General features: G+C 37.9%; 28 protein-coding genes. 5 read left to right on the forward strand and 23 right to left on the reverse strand.

All coding sequences use genetic code 11. The features are described from left to right. Nucleotides 1-78: 78 nt before the first annotated feature. Nucleotides 79-465 carry a hypothetical protein gene (locus P278_RS13120; protein ID WP_038267623.1) on the reverse strand — a complete coding sequence of 129 codons (387 nt, stop codon included), beginning with the start codon at nucleotides 463-465 and terminating at the stop codon, nucleotides 79-81. Nucleotides 466-612: 147 nt separating this feature from the next. Between P278_RS13120 and P278_RS13125 the strand changes: the two genes are divergently transcribed. The 4 genes from P278_RS13125 to P278_RS13140 all read left to right on the forward strand — a co-directional run bounded on the left by P278_RS13125 (nucleotide 613) and on the right by P278_RS13140 (nucleotide 3,285). Next, complete coding sequence (locus tag P278_RS13125; RefSeq protein ID WP_038267626.1) at nucleotides 613-1,065, forward strand: 6-pyruvoyl trahydropterin synthase family protein; 453 nt, start codon at nucleotides 613-615, stop codon at nucleotides 1,063-1,065. Nucleotides 1,066-1,134: 69 nt separating this feature from the next. Next, nucleotides 1,135-1,893 carry a UDP-2,3-diacylglucosamine diphosphatase gene (locus tag P278_RS13130; protein ID WP_038267628.1) on the forward strand — a complete coding sequence of 253 codons (759 nt, stop codon included), beginning with the start codon at nucleotides 1,135-1,137 and terminating at the stop codon, nucleotides 1,891-1,893. Between the two features lie 88 nt (nucleotides 1,894-1,981). Continuing rightward, a complete protein-coding gene (locus P278_RS13135) occupies nucleotides 1,982-2,761 on the forward strand; it encodes an alpha/beta fold hydrolase (protein WP_161808361.1) in 780 nt (259 codons plus the stop codon). Nucleotides 2,762-2,907: 146 nt separating this feature from the next. Beyond that, the gene (locus P278_RS13140) at nucleotides 2,908-3,285 is read left to right on the forward strand and encodes a hypothetical protein (protein ID WP_038267630.1); all 378 of its coding nucleotides are present in this window, start codon (nucleotides 2,908-2,910) and stop codon (nucleotides 3,283-3,285) included. 38 nt (nucleotides 3,286-3,323) lie between these two features. On the opposite strand, the gene P278_RS13145 is transcribed toward P278_RS13140, so the two are convergent. From P278_RS13145 to P278_RS13170, 6 genes are all read right to left on the reverse strand, one after another. Beyond that, nucleotides 3,324-4,244: a homocysteine S-methyltransferase family protein gene (locus P278_RS13145; protein ID WP_038267632.1), complete on the reverse strand. Its 921-nt coding sequence runs from the start codon at nucleotides 4,242-4,244 to the stop codon at nucleotides 3,324-3,326. 206 nt (nucleotides 4,245-4,450) lie between these two features. Further along, the gene (locus tag P278_RS13150; protein ID WP_051413559.1) at nucleotides 4,451-6,145 is read right to left on the reverse strand and encodes an amidohydrolase; all 1,695 of its coding nucleotides are present in this window, start codon (nucleotides 6,143-6,145) and stop codon (nucleotides 4,451-4,453) included. 269 nt (nucleotides 6,146-6,414) lie between these two features. After that, nucleotides 6,415-7,521, reverse strand: a complete 1,107-nt coding sequence (locus P278_RS13155) for a serine hydrolase domain-containing protein (protein WP_038267634.1) — start codon at nucleotides 7,519-7,521, stop codon at nucleotides 6,415-6,417. A gap of 70 nt (nucleotides 7,522-7,591) precedes the next feature. Continuing rightward, the gene (locus tag P278_RS13160; RefSeq protein ID WP_038267637.1) at nucleotides 7,592-8,032 is read right to left on the reverse strand and encodes a hypothetical protein; all 441 of its coding nucleotides are present in this window, start codon (nucleotides 8,030-8,032) and stop codon (nucleotides 7,592-7,594) included. Nucleotides 8,033-8,832: 800 nt separating this feature from the next. Next, nucleotides 8,833-9,765, reverse strand: a complete 933-nt coding sequence (locus tag P278_RS13165) for a ClpXP adapter SpxH family protein (RefSeq protein WP_038267997.1) — start codon at nucleotides 9,763-9,765, stop codon at nucleotides 8,833-8,835. A gap of 86 nt (nucleotides 9,766-9,851) precedes the next feature. Beyond that, nucleotides 9,852-10,232, reverse strand: coding sequence for a DoxX family protein (locus tag P278_RS13170; protein ID WP_038267640.1), 381 nt, complete (start codon nucleotides 10,230-10,232; stop codon nucleotides 9,852-9,854). A 200-nt stretch (nucleotides 10,233-10,432) separates the two neighbouring features. On the opposite strand from P278_RS13170, the gene P278_RS13175 reads away from it, so the two are divergent. Beyond that, entirely contained in the window at nucleotides 10,433-10,792 is a 360-nt protein-coding gene (locus P278_RS13175) for a winged helix-turn-helix transcriptional regulator (RefSeq protein WP_038267643.1), read from the forward strand. 517 nt (nucleotides 10,793-11,309) lie between these two features. Here the strand turns inward: P278_RS13175 and P278_RS13180 are convergent. The 16 genes from P278_RS13180 to P278_RS13255 all read right to left on the reverse strand — a co-directional run bounded on the left by P278_RS13180 (nucleotide 11,310) and on the right by P278_RS13255 (nucleotide 26,515). Next, nucleotides 11,310-11,654 (reverse strand): HopJ type III effector protein, encoded by a 345-nt coding sequence (locus tag P278_RS13180; protein WP_038267645.1) that lies wholly within the window; start codon nucleotides 11,652-11,654, stop codon nucleotides 11,310-11,312. 76 nt (nucleotides 11,655-11,730) lie between these two features. Next, nucleotides 11,731-12,177, reverse strand: a complete 447-nt coding sequence (locus P278_RS13185; protein ID WP_051413560.1) for a cupin domain-containing protein — start codon at nucleotides 12,175-12,177, stop codon at nucleotides 11,731-11,733. A 185-nt stretch (nucleotides 12,178-12,362) separates the two neighbouring features. Continuing rightward, entirely contained in the window at nucleotides 12,363-12,710 is a 348-nt protein-coding gene (locus P278_RS13190) for a VOC family protein (protein ID WP_038267648.1), read from the reverse strand. 12 nt (nucleotides 12,711-12,722) lie between these two features. Continuing rightward, entirely contained in the window at nucleotides 12,723-13,679 is a 957-nt protein-coding gene (locus P278_RS13195) for a hypothetical protein (protein WP_051413561.1), read from the reverse strand. Between the two features lie 159 nt (nucleotides 13,680-13,838). Beyond that, nucleotides 13,839-14,510 carry a hypothetical protein gene (locus P278_RS13200; protein ID WP_038267650.1) on the reverse strand — a complete coding sequence of 224 codons (672 nt, stop codon included), beginning with the start codon at nucleotides 14,508-14,510 and terminating at the stop codon, nucleotides 13,839-13,841. A gap of 45 nt (nucleotides 14,511-14,555) precedes the next feature. Continuing rightward, nucleotides 14,556-15,071 (reverse strand): DinB family protein, encoded by a 516-nt coding sequence (locus P278_RS13205; RefSeq protein ID WP_038267652.1) that lies wholly within the window; start codon nucleotides 15,069-15,071, stop codon nucleotides 14,556-14,558. 17 nt (nucleotides 15,072-15,088) lie between these two features. After that, nucleotides 15,089-16,528 (reverse strand): amidohydrolase family protein, encoded by a 1,440-nt coding sequence (locus P278_RS13210; protein WP_082436159.1) that lies wholly within the window; start codon nucleotides 16,526-16,528, stop codon nucleotides 15,089-15,091. A 466-nt stretch (nucleotides 16,529-16,994) separates the two neighbouring features. Further along, complete coding sequence (locus P278_RS13215) at nucleotides 16,995-18,221, reverse strand: bifunctional alpha/beta hydrolase/OsmC family protein (protein ID WP_038267656.1); 1,227 nt, start codon at nucleotides 18,219-18,221, stop codon at nucleotides 16,995-16,997. A gap of 11 nt (nucleotides 18,222-18,232) precedes the next feature. Beyond that, nucleotides 18,233-18,751: a peptide-methionine (S)-S-oxide reductase gene (locus P278_RS13220; protein WP_038267658.1), complete on the reverse strand. Its 519-nt coding sequence runs from the start codon at nucleotides 18,749-18,751 to the stop codon at nucleotides 18,233-18,235. Continuing rightward, nucleotides 18,732-19,208: a peroxiredoxin family protein gene (locus tag P278_RS13225; RefSeq protein ID WP_038267661.1), complete on the reverse strand. Its 477-nt coding sequence runs from the start codon at nucleotides 19,206-19,208 to the stop codon at nucleotides 18,732-18,734. The genes P278_RS13220 and P278_RS13225 overlap by 20 nt, the downstream gene beginning before the upstream one ends. Before the next feature lie 19 nt (nucleotides 19,209-19,227). After that, nucleotides 19,228-20,799, reverse strand: a complete 1,572-nt coding sequence (locus P278_RS13230; RefSeq protein WP_038268010.1) for a protein adenylyltransferase SelO — start codon at nucleotides 20,797-20,799, stop codon at nucleotides 19,228-19,230. A gap of 280 nt (nucleotides 20,800-21,079) precedes the next feature. Beyond that, complete coding sequence (msrA, locus tag P278_RS13235) at nucleotides 21,080-21,622, reverse strand: peptide-methionine (S)-S-oxide reductase MsrA (protein WP_038267662.1); 543 nt, start codon at nucleotides 21,620-21,622, stop codon at nucleotides 21,080-21,082. Continuing rightward, complete coding sequence (msrB, locus tag P278_RS13240; protein WP_038267663.1) at nucleotides 21,615-22,076, reverse strand: peptide-methionine (R)-S-oxide reductase MsrB; 462 nt, start codon at nucleotides 22,074-22,076, stop codon at nucleotides 21,615-21,617. The genes msrA and msrB overlap by 8 nt, the downstream gene beginning before the upstream one ends. Before the next feature lie 94 nt (nucleotides 22,077-22,170). Continuing rightward, entirely contained in the window at nucleotides 22,171-23,877 is a 1,707-nt protein-coding gene (recJ, locus tag P278_RS13245; RefSeq protein WP_038267664.1) for a single-stranded-DNA-specific exonuclease RecJ, read from the reverse strand. A 157-nt stretch (nucleotides 23,878-24,034) separates the two neighbouring features. After that, nucleotides 24,035-25,948, reverse strand: a complete 1,914-nt coding sequence (locus P278_RS13250) for a peptide-N-glycosidase F-related protein (protein WP_038267666.1) — start codon at nucleotides 25,946-25,948, stop codon at nucleotides 24,035-24,037. Nucleotides 25,949-26,092: 144 nt separating this feature from the next. Next, entirely contained in the window at nucleotides 26,093-26,515 is a 423-nt protein-coding gene (locus P278_RS13255) for an OsmC family protein (protein ID WP_038267669.1), read from the reverse strand. Nucleotides 26,516-26,532 lie beyond the last annotated feature (17 nt).

Genomic DNA, 26,532 nt, shown 5'->3' on the forward strand with positions numbered 1-26,532 from the left:
GTATTTCAAAAAAGCCTACAAATATACGGCTACTTTCATTCATTTTCACGTTCGAAAATTTAAAAAATGAATGGTGTACTACTCCGATTTCACAAGATCGTATTGGTAGGTTGGAAACTGTTCCCCATTTCCCTTTGTTAACCGAAGACTATTTTTTCCAAATTCATATGCATAAACCCCGTTAAGGATTAATCCCCAATCGAATTCAGCTGTCCATATATTCTTATCACTAAAAATCATGGTCTTCGATTTTTGTATGTAGGACCCACTCCCTCTCAAAGAAGAGCTATATTGATTCCCGCTGAATATTACTGTTACATCTTCCGTAAAAGTTTGCCCTTCCGGATCTGTTACTGTAAAGGTTCCCTGGTAGGTTCCACTAATGGTATCATCGCTATCATCATTCTCACAACCAATCATTGTACTCATAGTGAGCAGTAAGATCATAATCTTATACAGTTTCATAGGTTTGCTTTTTATTTAATAGATGCTTTTTAATCATTTAGGTTGCGTGGTTGTCGGACCAATCCGAGAGCTACTTTCACATTATTAATTTGATTCCTTTAACCCTAACACGAAACCCGTATCTTTGCATTTTAAATAAGATTTAGTATGTCTAAAATTCGCATCACCAAACAATTTGATTTTGAAACCGGTCACGCACTTTATGGTTATGACGGTAAATGTCGCAACGTTCACGGTCATAGTTATAAACTTGCTGTTACGGTTATTGGTTCTCCTATCACTGACACGTCTCATGTAAAACTGGGGATGGTAATTGATTTTGGTGATTTAAAGAAGATCGTTAAGGAGGATATCGTGGATATTTTTGATCACGCCACCGTTTTTAATAAAAACACCCCACATATTGAACTTGCCAAGGAGCTTCAAGACAGAGGTCATAATGTGATTTTAGTAGACTATCAGCCTACCAGTGAAAATATGGTTATTGATTTTGCCCATAAGATCAGCGCAAGACTCCCTGAAAATATCAAATTACATTCCTTAAAGCTTCAAGAAACAGAAACTTCGTTTGCCGAATGGTATGCTAGCGACAACCTATAAAGACTGTTTGCATCTACAAATCTATCTAACGCAAATTTTGTTATATATTTACAAGAAGAACTTAACAGAATGAATATTCCTGAAGGAAAGAAAATATATTTTGCTTCCGACAATCACCTCGGCGCTCCAACCCCGGCACAAAGTCTTCCAAGAGAAAAGAAATTTGTAAAGTGGCTCGATGAAATCAAGCACGATGCTGCGGCTGTTTTTTTATTGGGAGATCTTTTCGACTTTTGGTTTGAATACAAAACAGTGGTTCCAAAAGGTTTTACCCGCACCTTGGGAAAGCTTGCAGAACTTACTGATTCGGGTATCCCAGTTTATTTTTTTGTAGGGAATCACGATCTGTGGATGGATGGATATTTTGAAGAGGAGCTCAATATTCCGGTGTATCATCGACCACAGGAATTCACCTTTAACGGAACTACTTTTTTTATTGGCCATGGCGATGGTTTAGGACCGGGTGACATAGGATATAAACGAATGAAAAAGGTTTTTACAAATCCGGTAGCCAAATGGTTTTTCAGATGGTTACACCCTGATCTCGGGGTTCGACTGGCCCAATACTTGTCAGTTAAAAACAAACTGATATCGGGTGATGAGGACGTTACCTTTTTAGGCGAAGACAACGAGTGGCTGGTACAGTATGCCAAACTTAAACAGGAAAGTAAACACCGAGATTATTATGTATTTGGTCACCGCCACCTTCCTATGGAGATAGACCTGGGAGATCATGCGAAGTATATTAATCTGGGGGACTGGATTACGCATTATACCTATGCCGTTTTCGACGGAAAACAACTGGAACGAAAAATATATGAAGGCTAAGGGCGCCTCAAATAAAGCATTTTATAAACGTAAAAGATATATTTTTCTTTTTCTCCTACTTATTGCCCTTGTGTTACCACATATATTTATGACTTTCAGATCGTCTGACAGGGAAACAAGAGCCTATTTTAAAGAACTACACACCGACATTAAGATTGACTATTTCAAGTCGAAAGCGACTGACAGAGATATTAGGGTCGTTGCAACAGGCTTTGACAAAGATCAATCTGTGATTTTTATACACGGATCTCCCGGTTCAGGTAATGCTTTCTATCGCTACCTGAATAATGACAGCCTTCACCAGAAGGCCAATATTATTACCTACGATCGTCCGGGGTATGGATACTCAGGATTTGGTGACGCTGTTACGGAAATAACAACCCAAAGCGAAGTGGTTGTAGAGCTTATCGCTCAATACAATTTAACAAATGTGGTATTGGTTGGCCACTCTTATGGAGGAACCATCGCTGCTTATGCTCCATTACTTTCCAAAGATATTAAAGCTACGCTTCTTATTGCTCCGGCTTTAGATCCGGATTTGGAAAAATACTATTGGGCGGGAAATTTTACTCAATGGCAAATAACCCGGTGGCTCATTCCTACTTCCTGGAATGTCTCTGGAGATGAAAAATATTCTCATGCCGAAGCTTTAATTAAACATGTGAATGACTGGCAACTGGTTTCAGTACCGGTTTTAATGCTTCAAGGGGATCAAGATATGTTAGTTCCCTATAAGAATCTGGAGTTCGCCGAATCACATTTCAATCCTGAATATTTTACGGGGAAAACCTTAAAAGGAGAAAACCATTTTACACCGTGGACCAAAGAAAAACTGGTTATAGAAAATATCCTGACATTGATGAATTAAGAAATATTATAGCCTCCCTACAGCAGACATAAATCTTAGCCTAAACCATATATGTTTTTAAACGATTATTAGTGCAATAGGTTGTTTTTCGTGTGCTAACACCAGAATAAGTTCGTAACTTATTGATAGCATAGAAAATGAAGTTGATGAAATGGTTTATCTATACACTAGGCGGAATGTTCCTGTTTTTTTCTTGTTCATCAGATGATGAAGGCATCTCTCCAATCTCTGTAAATATTGAAGAAGGAATCTTAGGCACCTGGCATGTAGTTTGGGAGTGTAATAACCGAACTCACATATGGGAGTTCTATGATGATATGACTTTTAAAATCCAATTCATGAATGATACCAACCGTGGGACCTACAAACTATCTGATGACAATTTGGTTATGAGGGTTAATTTTAAGTCGGGTAAAAAAGGGCTTGACGAATATAAAATCATAATCCTGAATGAAGGACGGCTGAAATTGGATAATACGATTGCCTGGAGTATTGATTATGACTTTGTCAGGGCATGTAATTAAACTTTTTCAGATTTTGTAATTCCTGCTACCTATTGCGTTCACTGGTGCGTTCTCATATAATTGATATGTTCTGCATTCGTACCACAACACCCACCAAGTATTTTGACCCCATATACATGATTTAAGGTCAACATTTCATTACCCCAATTGGAAATAGCATCTGTATGTAATTGGGTTGCATTATCAAGATCACAATGATCGAGATCAGAAGCATTCCCCATGAATCCGATCAGTCTGTCAAAAACTTCTTTGGGTTGTTTATCGGCACATAAGAAGGATGGATGTGCACAATTGATAAAATATCCCAAAGGAGGTCTTTCAACCTCACTATCGATGTATTTTATGGCAGTATTGATATCGGTTTGATCAAGAATCCTTCCATCTCGAGCGATAACAAAACTAATGATGTAATTGATGTTTTTCTTTGAACACGCTTTGGCTATTCCGAGTGCTTCGGTAACATTAGGGATGGTTTCTGCAATCACAAATTGAGCCCCTCCTTTAACTAATTCTTCGATTTGCCATTCGTGGAATTCTTCTGCCTCTTCTGCTGATAACCCCTGGTCAGGCTGATAGCAATCATTCTTAGGCCCAATGGTACCTCCAATGACCAACTTATTCTCCAACAAAGGGTACTCCTGTTTAAGTGATTGCATGAATTTTACAGCATCCTGGTTTATTTCTACATTGACCCCGGATTTAAATACATTTTGCTTATTGGCTCTCCAGGTAGGGGTACAAACAACAAAAGGTGAAGCTGTTTTATTGGCTAAATCAATATAACTTTTAAAAACAGTCTTCATTTCAATAGATCCATGTTCATCATAAATGAGGGGGCTGTGGATCAGATCAGGATGAAAACTCACCTTACCGGAGCGTCGGAGTGTCTCCACTACTCCTCCTTGCATAAGAATCAGTGAATTATCATTAATGATCGACTTTATTTGATCTTTAGACATAGCTTCTTTTTCATTATTTGAGTTACAAAGGTAACATTGAACGTAATAGTAAAGTACATTTCAGTCAGACTTTGAATGGTTTACCAAAAAAATTAAAAGTGGATTCTGCAACACGTGGGGAATGACATTAGAGGCTATTTTGACTGCGAGCTCCAATGGATTCCTTAATTAATATGGACAGGTTTGAACGCATCAACTTTATCTTATCAATTACTTGATACATATTTTCCCTTAAAGACCAACCCATTTACTTTGATATCTTTTATACCATTAGGGTTAATTTCAAAAGGGTTTTGATCCAGGATAGTAAAATTGGCAATCTTACCTTTTTGTATTGATCCTATTTCGTTCTCCAAATTCAAGGTACGAGCAGTATCTATTGTTATAGCTTTCATAGCATTAAAAACTGATATTTTTTGGTCTTGTGAAAATTTACTCCCTTGAGAAGACTCTCTATTTACGGCTGTCCAGGCAAGGGTTAAAGGCTCTACAGGTGCCATTGAAAAGTCTGAATGAAAAGAGAGTGGAATTTCACGATCTGTAAGCAGCTTGAGAGCTACGAGATTTTCGGCCCTTTTTTTTCCTAATCCATATTCTGAATATTTATCTGCCAATGCCCAAAGGTAATACGGATTCACCGAAGCCTCCATTCCTAATTCTTCCATTTCCCTAGCCATATCTTCATCAAAATAACCCATATGGTGAAGTGTTAGACGGTGGTTTTCTCTTGGATTATCAGCCTGTTTCTTTTTCACCAAATCAATTACCATTTGTTGTCCCAAATCTCCATTTGCATGCACATGAATCTTATAACCATTATTCCAATACATCGTTAACTGTTCTTCAAACAATTCGAGTGGAGTCATCCACTCTCCGTCATGACCATCTAAATAACCTTCCTTCATCTGCATAAGTAGCGAGTATATAGCCCCGTCTGAAAATAACTTAACCTGTTTAGGTAATAAGTGAACTTTTTCCGTATTGTAATGCTCATTGGTACTTAGCGTCTCCATAAAAGTCATTGCCTCCTGGTTTCCTCCTTTCATTGTATAGAGCTGAGTTCCATTAGGTATTAAGTATACATCATAAGGAGGATCATTATCCATCTCTCTCATAAGCAACTCCATTTCCATGTCAAAATCAGAGCTAGGAAATCCTGGTTCTGCAATAGTTGTTATACCATTTTGAAGTAATAGCTCACTCATAACACTCAACCCTTTCAGGTACCCTTCGGGCTCTAACAGCACAGGAGCCATTTTAGGTACTAGTGCTAGCCATCCACCTTCATAAAAATGTCCCTTTTGCCAGTCAACTTGTGGGTTTCCTTTAAAGTCTTTTTCTTTAATGCCCAACATACTTATGGCTGCGTCGTTTAAATAAATCTCGTGAAATGATCTATGAATAATCCCTACTGGCTGATCTCCAGCTAAATTATTCAAAACTTCTCTTGACAGTTCACCATGCCAAAGTTGATGAAACCCCCATATAAAATACAGTTTATCAGGCTGTGCATTAGACTTTATGGATTCATTAATTCTTTCCAGATAGGCCTTCTGACCCTGTACGCCTTTCTTTATACCGGATGGCAACTTCCAATCATAAGGAGCAATAATTTCATTTTGAAGCATTATAGCTGCCAGCGATGGATGTAAGTGTGGCTCAATCAATCCTGGTATTAAGGTTTTACCCTTTAAATCAAAATCAACCGCCTTTGGATACTGCTTTATGGCTTCATTTTTAGTACCTGTAAAAAGTATTCTACCATTATCTTGAACCACAGCCTCTACATAATTAGCTTCATTCCCCTCCATTGTTATAATATCTCCATTATAATATATGGTTACGCTTGACAATCCATCTTCAAGAACACTCTTTTTGGCTTCGGTTTTGCACGACGCCATTATTAAAAATATAACCCATAAACAGAAGAGCGAATTACTTTTCATAAAGCATTTGATTTTATTAAAGAACAAACTACGATAAAATTCTTAACAGGATTCAAAACTACTTTTCATCATGCTGACTAACAACTAATTACAAACAAACACTAAGTTAATACATAAAACTTAAAACCAATATTAAATTAACATACAAGGATCTCATGAGGATTCCTTTTACAAAATGAACGTATTCATCTTGTTGATTTCAATTGTTAAATAATATACGTCTGCTATTCCCAAAAGTGGGGAGCTACTTTTTCAATAATTTTTTGAGGAGAACTTCCCGTTAGATTTGTAAGGAGAATAATGGTTAGCTTATCTTCCGGATACACAATTAAAGAAGCACGCCCACCTCCTATGGGTGCGATTGCCGGATGATTACTTCTCCTGATTACCGGCCAGCCATAGGCATATCCGTTCAAGACTTCTCCAAAACCTCCATATTGACCATTATTTAAAGAGACTGGTGTCCACATTTCACTCCTACTCTTTTCTGAAATAAATTCACCCTTTTCAAGTGCTAATATCCACCTGGTGATGGCATCAGCAGTAGCAAAAGCACCTGTATCGGCCCAAACAATTGGTGAGAGGTCTTCTGATATTTCATTCAGTTCATCCACTTTAACATACTCCTTGGTTCGCTTGTCTTTTATATAATACATATACGTAGTACTTTTATTTTTAACTACGTCATAGGAACTTCCGAATACCACCTGATCACTAATACCAATTTTATCGAATTGATTCTTTTTTAAAAACTCTACATAGTCCATCTGTCCGAATCTCTCAATCAATTTTTGAATTAACAGGTAGTTGGTAGCGATGTAATTAAACTGCTCTCCCGGCTTTGATCGAATCGGTTTTTCCCGTACTAAATCCCATGCATATTCATCGCCTTTTCCTCCAATCAATCCGCCATTTTCAACATCTTCAATATCTGGTAATCCTGAAGTATGACTCAGAAGTTGCCTTACGGTAATTTTTTGCCAGGACAACGGGAGATCATTCAAATAGCGAGAAACCGGATCAGACAAATTAATCTTACCCGCTTCTTTCAATTGCATAATAGCGGTTCCGGCAAAGATTTTCGCCAGTGAATTTATTGAAAAAATAGTCTGTTTGTCAACAGGTACTGAAAATGCCACATCAGCCTGCCCTATAGACTCGGATATCACCACCTCATTATTTTTAATAACCACAACAGCACATCCGGGTATTTTGGCTTTTTGAACTTCTTGTCTGAGCTCCTCAAGAAAATTCTGATTTTTGATTTGGGCTTTGGATACCTTCCCTATTAAAAATACAGCAACAACTATGGTCAAAATTAATGTTCTCATTGAAAGTTCCTTTTATAGGATTAACATTATAGGTAGCGATTAATTCGCACGCAATATGATTTGATTACACCTATAAGTTTTCATAATACAATTTCGCTGCCTCATTCATTTCATCGTCGATAGCAGCATCAAATTTAAATAGGTAAATCACCCATTTATCTTTTGGCTTGTAGTAATGAAATATGAATCGAATGGGTTGGCGATCAAACTTCACCATATAACTTAACAGCATATAACTGGTACCCAATAATTTTTCATTAAGCTTTTCGTATCCGTGATACTTCCCCACATAATCTTCATTTAATCCTTCTAACTGACTTTTTACATTGGTAATAGCATCGGTTGATCTTGACATCCATGGGTTGGTACTATACAATTGATCCAGGGCCATGGAGGCTCCTTTATTCTTATATGTTTCGAAAAAGTTAAAAGTTATTTCCTGTGGTGATTGTTGCGCAGTTGAAACGGAAACTGAAATAAAGAATAAAAACAATAAGATTATTTTTCTCATGGTAATGTTGGTTTTAATGGGTTCTATTCAATTTGTGCTTGAAAGCTAATTATTACTTTCAGATATAAAATATACCTACAAATTTTGAGTTCGAAAATAGGGGAATTAACACTAAAAAGCAATATAGGAATCCAATATTACTATATCCCCTTATAAAGACGGATAAGACTACAGCTACTAACTTCTACCGATATGGCATCAAACTTTTTAATGGGAAGATATACTTAATATGGACCTATGAATTGCATAACTAGCCTCTTCGTTAACAAAAACGAGGTTTGAGGGAGAGGAGGGGACGCATTTAAAAAGTCCGATTATTCATTAAATAGCACAGGCTTTTCTGCCTTGCTTACTTATACTCCAGATGGTTTTGAAAGTGTTTGATTATGAGTATTTAAGTTACTAATAATTTCTGATTATTATTCGAATTGCGAGCACTATTTTGATGAAAGGAACATAATAACGATTTAGGTTATGATTTTGACTCCACCTACTGTGGGTTTCGCAACAAGTGGGGAATGACAACTGGGGTGGTATCTTCTGATTCTAATTCCAATTCCTTTAGATTCCGCAACAAGTGCGGAATGACATTGACTGAGAATTGACAGTGGGGAGAGGATTCCGCAACAAGTGCGGAATGACAATTGGGGCGGAATTACAGGAAAATTGTGTAAAATGGCTTCCTTGCCTTGTTAAACTAAAACAGCGACGAAAAGCATTCTACTTTCCAGCCGCTGTCAGAAGATTAAATTACACCGAAAAAGTGTAACCAAACCTAACCCTTAGGTTTTTGAATCTTATTAATTACTGGTATTTATTAGTTTCCAAATAGCACCGTTTTTGGTCGTGTACTTTTCCAAAGTTCCATCTGCTGTCATTTCGTCCAATGTTTTTTCAGCTTCTTCTCTCGAAGTTTCGGTCAGTTCTGAAAACTCCTTAGCCGTTAGGGTAGGATATTCCAAAAATATAGCCTCCGGGCTTTTATCATACATCTGCTTTTTAGCGTTTGGCAGCAACTTCAGTATAGCGTTTTCATAAGCAGCGTATGGCCTGGAACCATATACCATTTCTGTTTTTCCATCATTGTTTCTAAAGAACATCGTTGGGAATCCGTGAACACCCATAGTTCTCCCCAGTTTCAAATCTTCTTTAAACAATAAGTTGGCTTTCCCTTCAAAATCAGCTTTAAACGGGACTATATCTAAGGCTACTCTTTTAGCTGCTTCCTCCAAATACGTCCACTTGGTAATGTTCTTTTTTTGTAAGAATACCATCTCTCTGATCTCGCGAAGGAACAGGAGTGCTTTTTTATTGTCTTGCATTTGTGCAGCTTTAAAAGCAATGGATGGTGGATACGAAGAATGCAAAGGATCTTCTAGCCATACATCACCATCAATAGGCATATCGTAGTACAAGCTTACCTCATCCCAATGACTTGCGACATCGGCAGGTTTACTAATTCCACCACTATTATAGCTCCAGTCCGGTAATAATCCTCCCATCCTGTATTCTATATCGACCTCATTACCATACTCCAGTTTTAATTTACGCAGCTGCGGTTCAATACCCCAACAGGAAGAACAAATTGGGTCTGTATAGTAAATGATCTTAACTGTTTTTTCAGAAGCTTTCAGCGTATTATAATTTTGCGTAGCTGAATCGTTAACAGGCATTTCGCACACCCCTGTCTGTGGATCGCATAATAACGGATTGTTATTGGTCTCGTTTTTCATACTATGTTTTTTTGACTGTCCATCACAAGCACTAAAGCTTAAAAAGCCTATTAGTAATACAACCAAAGCACTTTTCCCTTTCATAATTAGCTAGCAGCTTGTATCGTTTTTAAGTTGATTTTTTCGTAGGTATAATATGAAACTATCAGAAGTATCAGTGAAAATACTATAAACCCATAAGCGTGGTAGTCTTTCGCTATATGTGCAATAATAGCAGATATAATGTTAATAGCAAAACCTACATAGGCGAATATCTTAAAAGGCTTAGGGATAAAGGGAAAAATTAAAGCCAGAGCACCTAACATCTTCGCTATGGCTAGTTGAATTCTAAAATAATCTTCCGGGAACCCCATAAAAACAAATGCGTTTTTCATTTCTTCTGAAGTAAGGTAATTGAATGCACTAAACAACATAAAGGCCGAAAAAAGACCCGTGCTTATCCAAAATAGCGTTTTATATGTTTTCATAATTTTTATTGTAAAATCAAACTGTGTTTGTTTTAAACACCCTGAGGTTTTATCCCAAGGTTTTTTGTTTATAATACTGCTGCAAACATAAATTACTGCCTGTTTATTATTGCTATGGGTTTCCTTTTGGAAACCAGGTTCCTCTAGGAAACTGCCTGATGATTTAGTACTTTTGGCTACGATTTTATCAATGGAAATACATGAAAAAAAAACCGATAGTAAATTGTACTGAAATCTGTCAGGTAAGAATTCAAGCAATTAATGACGCCATGAGCGTATTATCAGGGAAATGGAAATTCCATATTTTGGGAACCCTAATAGAAGGGGACAAACTGGGATTTATGGATTTAATGAGGGAAATAGAAGGTATAGGCACCAAAATGCTCTCCAAAGAATTACAAGATCTGGAGATGAATCAGCTTATTACCCGAACAGTCATGAACACCAAGCCTGTAACGGTACAATACGCCATAACAAAGCATGGCAAAACGCTAGAGCCCATTATTAAGGAGCTTGCAAAATGGGGAGCTGCTTATCGCGATTCTATGACGGCTTCTTAATTCATTTATCCCTTCATCACGAAGTTCTTAAATGTTCTGTTATCGACTTTTATTCATGTGGATTCCGCAATAAATGCGGAATGACAAATGGATGACACTTTCTGGTTACAATTCTTCCTGCCAAGAATCCGCAACAGGTGCGGAATGACAATAAGAAACTTTCATTTCCAATTTTAATAAAATCTGCAACATACTGAAGCAAGTTCAGCACAAGAATTCGGAATGACAGGAGTGATGATTTTGACCACCTATTCTAGTGGATTCCGCAATAAATGCGGAATAACAATTGGCTGACACTTTCTGGTTACAATTCTTCCTCAGATGGATTCCGCAACAAATGCGGAATGACAATGGGGATGGAGTATTTTGGTTTCGGCTCATTCTCTTGTAGATTCCGTAATAAGTACGGAATGACAGTGGGATGATTTGAACTGACTTCTTTTATGGATTCTGCAACGATTTCGGAATGACAATAGGGATGAAAAGGGGAACGAAAATCAGAACCTGAATTTTAGGTTTATTTTGATATCAAGGCCTCCCCTTTAAACTGGATACCATCCCAGCCATATTTCATGAAATTACGAATATTTTGGTGTCCATCTCCTTCAGGATCTTCCAATACCTCTTCGGTATAGAATTTTCCGAAGCAAGCCAATGTAGCTTCCTTTGATAATTGGTTGAGTTGTGCAAAAGCAAATATTTTACAGGAACCATTGTTTTGATTAGCCTCGTTGAGGATATCGCCATTTTTAAATTCAGTAGGTGTAAATGAATAATGTGCATCTATTACGGCCATGGTATCGATAAATTCTATAGCAGATGGATGATTTGATAATTGTTCTATAAATGCTTTTAACTCCATGTTATTGTATTTAATCCATTATTAATTGAGAAGCACAAATGTAATAACATGGAGTGAACTCTCTAAACATAACCCCTTAGTTTGCCTCATTGGCCATGATTCGTTCCGGCGCCCCTTTTTCGTGTATTCTGAATACAATGAATTTGGCACCATTGTCGAGTGCTTTAAAACTATGCATTCGCTTGAGGGGCACTTTAGAGGCTTCTCCCGGTTTGGTAATTACAATTGACTCTCCGTCTAACCAGAACTCACCCGAACCTTCTATTAAATACGCGAATTCTTCGCCAGGGTGATAGTGCTTTTCCAATGCCATATTAGGAGGAACTTCTACATAACTTACAATAACTTCAAGGTTGGGTTGAAGCGCTAAGGAATCTCTTAAAAGGCTTTCAATTTTTAACTCTGTAATGGGTTCGGCTTTTGCTATAGGTTCTTTATCTGTATCGGGTGATTTGGTCTTGTCATTGCAGGCTGCCATGCCTATAACAAGTAGCGCTAGCCCTGTGATTGTTGTTAGTTTCATAATGCAACAAATTTTGGTTATCTCCAATTTTTAAACGCATTCTATACAGGCTAAATTATCACAGGTAATGCTTGAGGGATTTCATATCTAAGATAGTGAATTTAAGGGAATCTCATTGATAAGATGGATCTCATATAAACTCACTTTTTAGCAGGTCTAATGTATTGCCTAGGTACTTCTCTCTTTTATTGGTCTGACCAAACAGCCAGCTCGTTCCCTGCAGGATCTAAAAAGTGAAACCTTCTACCTCCGGGAAATGAAAAAATCTCTTTTGATATCTTACCACCATTATCGACTATCGCATCTTTTACCGCTTCCAGATCTTGATGATACAAGACTACCAACACCCCATTTAAAATCTCATTATCACTCTGCTCAAAACCCCCATCAAGTCCACTGTTGGAAAAGGCGGTATAGCCCGGTCCGTAGTCTGTGAAGGTCCATCCAAAAGTAGTTGAATAGAATTCCTTGACACTATTTAAGTCTGGAGCTCTCAGCTCGATGTAATTAACATGGTTATCCTTCAAACCCATGGCTATTTATATTTAATTTTTATGAACTGTAAACCGTTTGAACATATTTCGCTCAAGAGTGTTCGGAATTTCTGATATAAGCACATAATCACCCTCGGTTAGGGAAGTCGTAAAATACCCGGTTCGTTGTGCCTTCAAATCCTCAACACCTCCCATAAATGTAAACCCTTCTGGGGCCGGGGTTCTAAATGCCTTAATATCCATAGTATTAAGCCAGCCTCCTAAAGTATCCAATTCTGCACCTTTATCCAGCTTTACCAAATTAACATCATGACCAAGCATATGCTCATATAACTTCTGATCATTAAAGGTAACCCCTAAAGTGTAGGTTCCCGCCTTTAATGAATCTACAAATTGAACGCCTGTTTCACTTGAAAGGGAAATTTGATAATCTGCTATTGGTTCTTTTTGTCCGTTATTATTTTCTGTAACTACCAACTCTTTGACCATCCCCATAAAAGCATGTGCTTGCCCATTAGGCATGCGAACATAACACTCCATCACATAAACTCCCGGATCTAAATATATGGTTGACATAGCTTCAGTATGCGGAGAGACCAGGCCTACCCCACCACCAAGTTCAACCTTATAAAACCATTGCGGAATTTTTTCAAACTCCTTCATTCCGGCTTCCATATCCCCTTGGTCAAATAGCTTAAAGGCTGCCATGAAAGGAGGAAACAGCTCATTTTTATAATCGTCAATTCTAATACTATCCGGCATCTTCTCTAAAATAAAGAAATGAGGTTCTTCGGACTTGTTGATGTATCTAAAGGTAGTCCAACCACTCTCAATTTCATTGACGAGTTGAAATTCCATACCTACTGTGGTTACTTCTATCACCTCAGCGAGCTCTTTCACTGCGGTTGCTTCATTTTTAGATTTTTCTTTCTGCTTACAAGAAACCGAAAAAATCATTATTAATATGGCAAAAAAGGTGGAGCTTCTGGAAGAAAGTGAAAACTTCATAAACGTAAAATTTACTTTAAAATTCAATAATTTACAATCTCTTCAAGTTAGCAAACGATCCGTTAATCAATGGAGAATACTCTCCAAACGGTTCTTTTTTAAGGTCAATGGTTTAGTAATCACTCAACAAATAATGATCAATTCTACAAGAAATGCACTTTATTTTATGATTCTTTTAATCGCCACTAAATGAGCAAAAAGCACCAACGGAACAATTACTGAAGGGAGCAGATTAAATGGAAAATAAAGCAGCGCAACATTGGGTTGATTGAGCGCAATTTTTTGAAAAGGTGAAGGCAGGGCAAAAGCAGCCGTTATAACCACATTCAATAACAACAGAAGGCATACTATGTTCCATATCAATAAAAGTTTATTGTTGACTTTCTCTTTTTTGAATGCTATAAAGCCTATAATAGGCGCAGTAAGTCCAGAAAGCAAATCAAAGTTGGTTCCATGGTAGGTCATATAGACGGATACCAATTCATAAGAAAACAGTAAAGCCAGAACAATCTCGACCGGTACTCGAATAACGTGAAAGTTTGTAAGGATTTTAAGATCCATCTGATTCATTATCAATTTACCTTTCCTGGTAAAAAAGGTGATTGCTATCAATATCAGTGGCGGAAAAACACCAACAAGCAAGATCCTTGGCGGTAAATGGGTTGTATCCTGATAGAACCCATTTAACCCCAATACAGTTTGAATGAGAGTCCAGATGATTATAACTATTAAAACTGATTTTGATTTTACAGCTTTAAAGAACCATACTAAGGTAATTAGTACCGTTAAACCGAACAGGACCTTTATATATACCGGAAGTTGTTCTGTCATATAAAAGATTTATAAAAAGTAATAGATCTTAATTACATTTTGTCCTTAGACATTGCCTCTTTGTTTTTCTCTACACCATTCGATATAATCTGTTTGGGTGATTTTCGACACCCCCAACTGTCGCATCATCATAACTACCTGCCCCCTATGATAACTCCCATGATTAAAAACTGTCTGTGTAATTTCCCGTGCCGGAATCGAAAACTTCTCTTCTTTCTGTTCAAACGAAACTTCTTCCTCCAAATCGGCAGATACCAGAAAGTTTTTAAATTCTTCGGAAGTTTCTTGCCAAGCTTTAAACAAGCTTTGATTGCTCCCTGAAAAGTCTCTTACTTTTGATACCTCGCTCCATCCGTTTCCTTTCAGACGGGACAGCCACCCAGTTTCAGCTGCCCAAATATGTAAAACCGTAGCACGTATGCTTGAAAAACTTGCTGCAACCTCTTTATTCATTATTCCTTCTTCTTGTGCTAAAAGGTCGCTGATTAATCTGTTATTGGCCCAAATATTATAATTGGCGTAATCGATATATCGCTGTTTTAATTGATTCACTTCATTCATATTATGTCATAATTATTTTACTGTTCCTCTATAAATTTACCTTTTAACTCCGTTAAAATTGATAATGGGTCGTAGCCAAAGCCATTTTTAAAAACTAATTCAACATGTCGAATGGAGTTTTCAATGGGACCTTTTAAAATGACAAAATTGGCCTTTTTACCAATATCAATAGTTCCTATAGCTGAATTTGAAAGAACCTTGGCTCCGTTACCGGTCATAATTTTTAAAGCTTCCTGATTATTGAAACCAGCTTCCTTCAGCAATTCGAAATTTCTTTGATCACCAAAGCCAGGCAACACATGCCTCCCGGCATCAACACCCGCAGTTAAGGTGCCGCCAAGTTTATAAAACTGATGTTCGAATTCCATGATACGCTTTAGTCTTTTTACTCTTATACTATCTTTTGATTTTCTGAGATCATAATTTCTTCTTCTTTCTTGATATTGGGATACTAAATAAGGAGACATCATAGCCAGGGTACGTTGGTCTGCATAAGCTCTTTCCGGAATACTTGCTTCATATATCGCCAGTGTCGACGTTAGAAACACATCATTTTTAATCATCAATTCCTGAAGGTTCTTTACTTCATCACTCTCTATTTTCAGTTCATCCATATATTCCCTGGAACCATTACAAACACCATGAGTTTTATTATTCCTAAAATCACTTGTACTGTTTAAGCCATGTTCGATCCCATCGATTCCGAGGTGAACTGCTTCCTCAAAAGTAATTGAACATAGGTGCCCGGTTACTTTTGCATTTTGTTTATGAGCTTCATTGATAATAATCTCCAGATCTTCAGGAGTTGTATTGCGATATACCTTAAACCACCGAACTCCTTTTTGAGCCCAATATTGAATGGTATCCCGTATTTGACTTTCACTCTCAGGGATTATCATGTTTGGGTTTCCTCCTTTTCCTGTAAAATAAGGACCACTCGTTACAATATCCGGTCCGATATACTTCCCCTTTTCAATTCTTTTTGCTAACTCAATTTCTTGCTGTGGTGCTGCAGATCCACACGTTTGAATCGTTGTTACTCCCGATGCCAAATATAATTTTGAAGCAAGTTCTCCAATGAACGGAAAGCGAGGGATATGAAGGTGATTATGGACTCCTACGATACCCGGGATAACAGTTTTTCCTTTCAGATCTATGACCACTGCTTCTTCCGGAATTGCAATTTTCGAGGTTTTTCCAATGGAAACAAAATGGCCATTTTCTACAATAAGAGTTTGATTTTCTTTGGGGGGATTCCCTTTACCATCATAGAAGGTAGCATTTGTTAAAGCGATACTATTGTTTTGATACTTGATATATTTAAGCACATCAGGACTTGGCTCTGATTGTTTATAAGTTAGCCTGGCCTGTGAATTCAGACTGATGAATTGTACTTTGTCAGACTGCTTACAACTTAAAACCGTTACTAATAATAAAATCAATGTAAAATATCTCAACGCTGTTTTTTTATAGTTTCATGAAATTGGCTCATCTTAATTCGAAAGGGTTCAAAGCTTTACAATCCTGGCAAATGAATGACTTATATTAACCTTTGTTATTCTCTACCAGAATTGAGTTCACTAAAACAACTTTACTTCTGTATTAAATACCTCCGAAATTAAGAGAAATTTCTTAATAAACGCAAGGTGGTTAAGAAAAGTATTCATTAGGGGAATGAAGTAGGCTTCGGTTCCATAGCCTGTGGATTCCGTAATAAATACGGAATGACAATTTAGACAGCATGGTCTGGTTTACGGCACTGTTCTAAGGGGTTACGTAATAAGTGTGGAATGACAGGGGGATGATTTGGAGGCGTCTTTGAATGGATTCCGTAATAAATACGGAATGACAATTTAGACAGCATGGTCTGGTTTACGGCCCTGTTCCAGGGGGTTACTTAATAAGTGCGGAATGACAGAAGGGTTAGTCTTCTTTGATCCTTTCTGTTACTATAACAACTTCGCTCTGAAGTGTTTTATGCACAGGACATTTAGCAGCGATCTCGGTGAGGCGATTTCTTTGACCTTCATCCAGATCACCAACAAACTTTAATTTTTTAGACATATGGTCGATTCGTCCCGGCTTTTCTACATCCAGCATTAAATCGTCGGTGTGCTTTTTAGAATGTGTCACATAAACAAATACTTCATCCAGATTCCATTTTTTGCGCTCGGCATAAAGTTTTACCGTCATAGCGCTACAAGCCGCCAAAGATGCGCTTAAATAGTCGTAAGGACCAGGACCGAAGTTATCACCTCCAAAACTAAGGGGTTCATCGGCGATCATTGCATGGTCTTTGGTTTGCATATTAGTTGTAAAATGATCTTCTTTCAAATTTAAATGAGCCACCAATTGTTCTCCCTCCGTATCCAACATCCTATTTTCCATAGGTTCAAAATAACGTTGCACCCAGGCACCTATTATATCACCAACATACAAGCTGTCCTTGGTATCACTTAGCAGGTGATCAGCTCCATCTAAACTCACAAAACTTTTGGGGTGTATGGCACTGTTATAAAGTTTTTGAGCGTTTTCTATTCCGACAATCGTATCAAATGGCGCATGCATAATAAGCAATGGTCTTCGCAAAGACCTTACAATAGCGGGCAAATCTGTTTTATCAAAATCTTCTACAAATTCATCATCAATTACAAATGGTCTGCCTCCTATATTCACTTTTACATCTCCTTTGGCCTCGGCCTCTTCCAATTGATGGGAAAACAAATGTTTTACATGGGATACTTCAGCGGGAGCTGAAATAGTCGCAATTGCCTTTACCTCAGGTAATTTTGAGGCTGCTACCAAAACTGCCGCACCGCCTAAAGAATGCCCTACGAAAAGAACGGGAGCCTCATAATTTTCCAACATAAAATTGTAAACCGCGATCAAATCCTCAACATTAGCAGAGAAATGGCTCTCTGCAAATTCACCTTCACTTCTCCCAAGTCCTGTAAAATCAAAACGCACCACTCCAAATCCGTGATTGGTTAAAGCCCTGCTCACGTTTTTTACGGCTATCAAACTACTGCTGCAGGTAAAGCAATGAGCAAAAACGGCATAATAGTTCGGTTTTTGATTGGCTGGTAATTCCAGAGAGGCATGCAGATTATACCCTTTTTTATTGGTAATTGAAAGTATCGTGCTTTTCATGGTAATTATATTTATAAACTACTCGCATCTAATTGCTCTAAATTGACAGTCCCCTTGAACTTCTGAATTAACAACTGAAGTTTCGGGTTGATATAGTTCAGGCAAAAGGGTTTATGGGGGTTGGTATAATAATAATTCTTAAACATTGCTTCCGATGGTTCAAAAGCATTAAAAAGATACGCTTTTGTGATCAATTTTTCATCAAACTGTATTTGTAACTCTTTTAAAATTTCATTTACTTCAGGCAAATATCTGTTTGAAAATACATAAACTGCTGACCTGTATTTACTCCTCATGCTATGATTAACCGTACTTTTATGGGTATGTAAGTGAATTTCGATCAGAGTTTTGAGTGCGATCCGGGCAGGGTTATAATGTACGATTACTGCTTCCGAAAATTCATTAGGCTCTGCATCTGGTGCTATAAACCCTTGTTCGACGGAATCGACTCCTCTCAAAGATTGAAAAACGGCTTCCAAACACCAATAGCAACCTCCACTAAAAGCTATTTTATCCTTCTTTGGTTTCATGGCTCTGTAACAACTCTTTGATTTTCAGGTCTAATCGCAACAGCGCATTATTAGGATCGGAACCAAACATCGACTGCACTACCGTACCTTCACTATTTACCAATACCCAATGAGGTGTTCCTCCTGCAAAATAGGTGTTAAAGGTAGTTGCTTCAGGCTTATCCCGATAGTAAGGGAACCGCATATGAAACTCCTCTTTTATTGCCTGTAGTTGTTCATCAGTATACACTTTCCCCGCGAACCTGGTATGAATTCCGATTACATTGACCCCCAAATCTTCGTAAACTATTCTATTTGCATAAGGAATTGCTCTTCCCTTACATCCAGGACACCCCAGATAAAAAAATAAGATCAATAAAGGTTTTCCTCGAAAATCTTTTACTGTTGGTACTTTCTCATTAAAAATGGGAAGCAGCTGCCATTCGGGAATCGTTTTACCTACTAAATTAAACTCCATATTTATATTAATAATTAAATCAGGAACTACAAGAAAGCATGGAGCACCCAATTTTATTACGCGCCCATTCCGGTCTTTTAGCGAACCATTTATCGTACTGCGGCTGTTCATCGTACGGTTTTTTCAACAGCTGATATAATTCTTCAATTAAATTATAATCTCCCTCATCAGCTGCATCGATTGCTAATTGCGCCATATAATTTCGCAATACATATTTAGGGTTAACAGCATTCATTTGCTTCTTACGTTCCATACTATTAGTGTCCTCCCTTTTTAATCGCTTAGCATAATCGGCGAACCAATCATTCCATTTTTGTTTTCTTTCGTCATCTAATTCGTCAGGGCTATAAAATGCTTTATGCACCCCGCTTAAACCATTTTGTGGTTGTTCAACATTAAAATCTGCCAGCAATCTAAAAAAGATAGTCATATCGGTTTCAGAAAGCTGCAAATTATCCTCCAGCTGTGCGGTAAGTGTAACATCTGAAGGTTCTTCAGCTACCAATCCGAGTTTAGCGCGCATCATTTCGAGTGATTTCTTTTCGAAATCTAATTTGTACTGATTCAAAACATCCTCAAAAGGTTTCGCTTCTCCCACTAAAGGGTATAAAGCATTTGCCAGTTGGAACAGGTTCCACAATCCCATATTGGGCTGGTTGCCATAACGGTATCGTTTGGTACCGGCATCAGTAGTATTGGGAGTCCATCCGTATTCAAAACCTTCCAGCCAACCGTATGGGCCATAATCTATAGTGAGTCCGAGAATTGACATATTATCCGTGTTCATGACACCATGCACAAAACCTACACGTTGCCAGTGCACAATCATTTCGAGGGTTCTTTGGCTTACCTCATTGAAGAGTTTAATATAAGTTTCTTTAGAAGGTTCCCCAAGGTGCGGGTAAAAATGCTTTATTGTGTAATCGGTTAAAACTTTTAAGTTTTTATCATCTTGCCTTGCAGCAAATATTTCATAGTTCCCAAATCGTAAAAAGCTGGGAGCGACTCTACAGACCACCGCTCCTTTTTCATATTCAGGATGGCCATCATACATTACATCGCGAAGTACCTTATCGCCGGTAAGTGCCAGTGACAATGCTCTTGTAGTGGGTACGCCCAGGTAATACATCGCCTCGCTACAAAGGTATTCACGAATAGACGAACGCAATACGGCCAATCCGTCTGCGGTTCGAGAATATGGTGTTTCTCCCGCCCCTTTTAGCTGTAAAGCCCAGCGATTTCCTTTGTGTACTACCTCAGTAATATTAATTGCCCGTCCATCGCCCAGTTGTCCGGCCCAATTACCGAACTGATGACCGGCATAGCACATGGCATAAGGCTGCGTGTTTTCCAATATCTCATTCCCGGTAAATACCTGTAGAAAAGTTTCTGATTTAGCATCATCGGTAGTTAATCCAATTTCCAACAACATTTCATCAGACACATGAACCAGCTCAGGCTTAGAAGTTTTCCGCGGAGTTACGAAAGAGAAACAAGCCTCCTTTACCTGGCGTCTGGTATTGTCAGTTACAGGATCTGCCGGTAATTCTTTATTAAAAGTGTCTTTTATGTTTAATTTTAGTTTGTTCATTGATGTATGGATTTTGTTATTGAGCTCCATTTAACAACACTGATAATCAAATACCTTAATTTCATACCTAATTAACACAATCGTTATGCTATACTTTTCTTTTCCATGGGATTTTAGCCTTTGAATCTTTTCTTAAGTATATTAAATCACACATAGGCTAAACCTTTCGATTTACCTATTAACTTCATTATAATTTACCATTGTCAAAAATGCTAGTTATCAAGTAACATTTTAAAACTCTTATCATTAAGATACAAATTCCTGTATGGATTTATAAGGTTTACCCCTTTAATTTATCGGCATGCTGTTGTCGAAGTTTGGTCAGTTTAGGAGTAATCACTACACTACAATATCCCTGGGTGCTGTTATTGTTATAATAATTCTGATGATAATCCTCTGCTTCATAAAAGACAGATGCCGGACTTATCTCTGTAACAATTGGGTCCTGGTAATATGTAATCATTTCTTTTAGTACGGTTTCCGCAACTTCTTTTTGTTTCTCGTTGTGGTAGAAAATAACTGATCGGTACTGAGTTCCTACATCAGCTCCCTGCCTGTTGAGGGTTGTTGGATCATGACTGGTCATGAAAATAACCAGCAGGTCTTCGTATGCTATTTGCTCCGGGTCGTAATGTACTTGAATTACCTCAGCATGACCTGTTAATCCTGAACATATTTCCCTGTATGTTGGTTTTCCGGGGGCATTTCCTCCAGTATAACCCGACACTACTTTTTCTACTCCTTTTATTTGTTGAAACACAGCTTCTGTACACCAAAAGCAGCCACCTCCGATCGTTGCTATCTCAAGTTTTTTATTAGTCATTTCTATCCCTTTCTATTTCTATTTTAATGGATGCTGAATTTACGCAATATCTTAACCCTCCAGGCTCAGGACCATCCGGAAACACATGTCCTAAATGAGCATCACAGGTATTACACATAACCTCAACCCTCACCATACCGAAAGAGGTGTCTTTTTCATACTTTATGGCGTTTTCTTTAATAGGCTGAGTAAAGCTAGGCCAACCGGATCCGGAATTGTATTTGATGGTTGAATCGAACAAGGGGGTGCTGCAACACACACAATTATATTTACCGGCATCGTGGGTAGCACATAATGCACCGGAATGAGCCATTTCCGTTCCTTTAAGTCGTGTAATTCTGAACGCTTCGGGCGTTAGTTGGTCTTTCCATTCGGCCTCTGTTTTTTCCATCCTTTGATCAGGAGTTGGATTCCCTTTAACTGTAAAGTGTATAATATCGCTCCAGGTTAACATATTATGAGTTCCTTTCTTTAAATCGTTGTGATTATGGATCGTTATTCACGAAAGGGTAGTCGTTTCTCAGGCATGCTCCTTACAACACCCGAACTTATCGAATGTCTCTTAACTTAAGTTGTAAGCTTACATTACCATTCCACTCGTTTTCGTCTATTGAATATACGGCACTAAATGGCTTTTTGTTTTTAATCAACTCTATTTTATCACCCATATTGAAACCGATACCTGCAATGGATTTACTGTCCCCAATGGTAGATTCAAAGGATTGAGTAACCGTTATCTTTAGATGTGCTTCGTCTGCTCCCACTCCTTTACCATAGCCAGTATCCATAAGGTTTTGCGTCATAAAAACAGGTGTCATATTCCCGGGGCCAAAAGGAGCAAATTGCTTTATAATTCTATAGAATTTAGGGGTTATCACATCGAGGTCAATTTCTGCATCCACTAATACTTCCGGTGTTAATAGCTTTCTATCAATGGTACTATCGACCACCTCCTCAAACTTTTGTTTGAAGGCTTCATATTGTTCTTCTTTTAAGGTTAGACCTGCTGCATATTTATGTCCTCCAAATTGTTCAATATGATCTCTACAAGCATCTAAGGCATTATATACATCAAAACCCTTAACGGAACGTGCCGAAGCTGCCAGCTTTTCACCACTTTTAGTAAACACTAAAGTGGGTCTGTAATAGGTTTCTGTTAATCTTGAAGCTACAATACCAATTACACCCTTATGCCAGTCATTTTTATACACTACGGTCGTATATCTTTCCTGTTCATTATTAGCATGTATTTGTTCGAGGGCTTCTTCTGTTATTTGCTTATCAAGGTCACGACGATCTGAATTAAAATCTTCTATCTCTGATGCAAATCCGATGGCAACATTAAGATCTTTTTCTGTAAGCAAATTTACTGCGTGCTGTCCGTGTTTCATTCTACCCGCGGCGTTGATACGCGGGGCTACAATGAATACAACATCTGTGATGGTTAATTTCTTTTTATTAAGCTGATGGGTTATTGCTTTTATTCCCGGTCTTGGATTGTTATTGATCACTTTCATGCCGTGGTAAGCCAACACCCTGTTTTCTCCTGTAATGGGCACTATATCTGCTCCGATGGCGGTTGCTACCAAATCAAGATAAGGAATTAAATCGTTTATTGTCTGTCCTCTCCCTGATGCCAGTGCCTGAATAAGCTTAAAGCCAACACCACAACCACAAAGTTCATCATAGGGGTAATGGCAATCAGTTTGTTTGGGATCTAAAACGGCAATGGCTTGAGGTATTTCATCACCAGGCCTGTGATGATCGCATATAACAAAATCGATTCCTTTTTCACTGGCATACGCTACTTTATCAATGGCCTTAATACCACAGTCGAGCGCAACTATTAATGAGAAGTCATTATCTTCTGCAAAATCAATTCCCTGATAAGAAACTCCATAACCTTCATTATATCGATCGGGAATGTATGTAGCCACATTAGGATAGATTGACAAAAGGTATGAACTCATGAGAGAAACCGCAGTCGTTCCATCTACATCATAATCTCCATACACCAGAATGTTCTCATTATTAGTAATCGCAGCCTCGATACGACTTACCGCCTTATCCATATTCTTCATCAGAAAAGGATCATGCAAATCATTAAGTGAAGGTCGGAAAAACCTTTTTGCATCGTCGAACGTTTCAATACCGCGCTGCAATAGCAGTGTTGCTATAAATGTATCAACATTTAATTGTTGAGCCAGTTCTTTTATTTTAGCTATTTCCGGTTTGGGCTTCAGCGTCCAACGCATAGGTTTTACTTATTTATTTTTAAAGCTATTTTCAGCCTCTTTTTTATAAAAATCTAATAAAAAAATCAATACTTCTGTAGTGATATGTCACTTTCGGTTATAGGTTTACATATTTTATTGCCTACCCGTTTGAAACGGGCAGGCAACTCAACCTATATTATTCTTTGAGGCGGATTCTATTTTTAAATATTGTTTCTCCGTTTACCACTACCATAATGGTATATCTCATTTTTGGCAGGTATGACAAATCATATTCCAGAATACCTTCTTTAAAGTTTTGGTACATATGCGCCTGAACAATGTTTTTTGGATTCTCCTGTTCAGTAATATAGATCTTTACCTCTTGCGCTTTGTTGGCAAAATAATCAACAATAACCGGTCCATCGGTGCGCGCTCCAAACATGCTTACTGATGGATTAGGATCGAGTGAGTATTCTTCTCCATTTCTTACTACAAAGTTATAGGTGATGTTTTTACCGAAGTCTGATTTAAATTGTTTTATGGCCTGTCCGAGGGTATCCAGTATTTTAACATTTCCTGCGCCTTCTTTAGCATTAAACCAAAATTCCAGTCCGTTGTTACCTGTGTCATCAACGATAAAGCTATAGCTGCCGTCTTTCAACTTTAAAGTATCCATATGAAGATGATCCGGCATTAAATCGGTGCTATCCTTTTTAAACACCACATTACCAAAGCTATCTTCAACCCGATAAGTGTTTTGTCGAGGTTTTTTATTGGTTTTAAAACGCAATACAATATCCTGAGGTAAAATATCAGGCTTTTGATAGGTTGATGAAAGTGTATTATCAGCTTCAAAACCATCGCGCTTTCCATTTGGTCTTTCCAGTTCTACTGTGAATTTAAGGTCATCTTCAGCAGCATATACTTCCTCCGGAAGAGTGATTTGAGCTTCCTGACCGAATGCTATATTACCAGTCCATTTATATTTTTTCGCTTTTTGACCTTCCAGATAATATTTGATTGTCATTTTGGTCAATGGCTTGCTCCCATTATTTTTGACCTTGATTACGGGCAAGCCTCCTGTTGGATTAATTCTGCTATAATTTAATTTAGCAGATGGTTTGATAATATCAAGCAGGGTTACATCATTTGCCGAAGCAATCTCTCCATATTCTATTACGTAGGCTACCAGAAGTTCCTTCGCACTTGGTTTCTCAGTTTCATAAGACTGCATATTGATGTCTACGGTATACTCTTCTCCGTTTTTAGCAGCTATAAGCACTTCATCCGGTTGTAATAAATACCCAGGGCACCAGTTTGCACGATCGAAAATCCAGGTTCCCGCTTGTGGATAAAGCGGGTTATCTCCACACTTCATCCATATATCTTTATGGTTTACCACCTCTCCGTTAAAAAGGATATCGCGCCATTTATCGCAGAATTCACCACAGCCATTTTTATCCATTCCATGACCTGTCTGGTGTACTTTAACTTTTGAAAAGGCAGTTGCAGCATTCGCTTTTAAGCTGATGGGTTTCAAATGGTTTTCTATTGGATCGTTTTTATCTCCATAGGAATAATTCCCATCATATATTTTATGAATGGCGAGAGGTTTTGCGACTGGAGTTCCATAGGTGATTTCAAAATCTACCGTTACTTTCCACCCTCTTGTTTTATTATCCTCATACCCGGTATGTATGTAATCAACTACCACTTCATCGCGGAGAATTTCACTAAAATCGGTTACATCAACCTCCCATTTAAAAATCCAGTCTTTCTGAAAACGACCTCCATAAGGCGTTAACATCCTTGCGATCTCGTAGGTCGTCGTATCGTTTTTTGGGATCACATTAATATGATCCACATAATCCCAATCGGCACATCTCATTTTATCTTTATCCGGACACTCGAAAGTCAACAATAACTTAATCTGACGAATGTCTTTATCAGAAGATGGAAACGTAGTGGTTCGTTTGTAACTGTTAGCTCCTTTTGAGGGATCGGTAACAATTATTTCTTCATTATGGGAAATAACATGCTCTTTGGTTTGAGCATTAGAGAATAGTACTGCAAAAATTGCAGCATAAAAAAACAGGCTAACTTTACTCATGTGTTTAATTTTTTTGCTTGCACGAATCCTGCAAAACATCATAATAGATTCCGGAACGTTCATGCTATTTTACATCATATTCCAGGGATGGTATATGAATTATAAATCTCATGACCGTTTCATTTTACTAGTTAATTTTAAGGGTTACTTATTGAAAAATATATTGATTTTAACCTCGGCGAATTTCTGAAACATCGCCATTACTCCGCAGTATTTTTCAACGGAAAGATCTACCGCTTTGGTAAGTTTTGTCTCATCCAGATTATCGCCTTTAAAATGAAAGTCCATAGTTACTTTATCGTAATATTTTGGATGTTCTTCCGTAAGTTGAGCGTCTATCTTGATTTCAAAATCATCGACATCCAGGCGCATTTTTTTTATCAGGGAGGCTACATCGAGACCCGAACAACCTGCCAACGCAGAAAGCATTAATGCTTTTGGCCTGTAGCCATCACCTTTTCCTCCACTCTCTTCACCGGCATCTATAAATAAATTATGCCCAGAAGGGTTATCGCTTTCGAATTTCATATCGCCTTTCCAGGTAGTTGTAATATGATTATTTGCCATGATTTTAAATTTTCGTT

This window comes from Zhouia amylolytica AD3 (genome assembly GCF_000511935.2).
In the GTDB taxonomy this organism is placed as follows: domain Bacteria; phylum Bacteroidota; class Bacteroidia; order Flavobacteriales; family Flavobacteriaceae; genus Zhouia; species Zhouia amylolytica.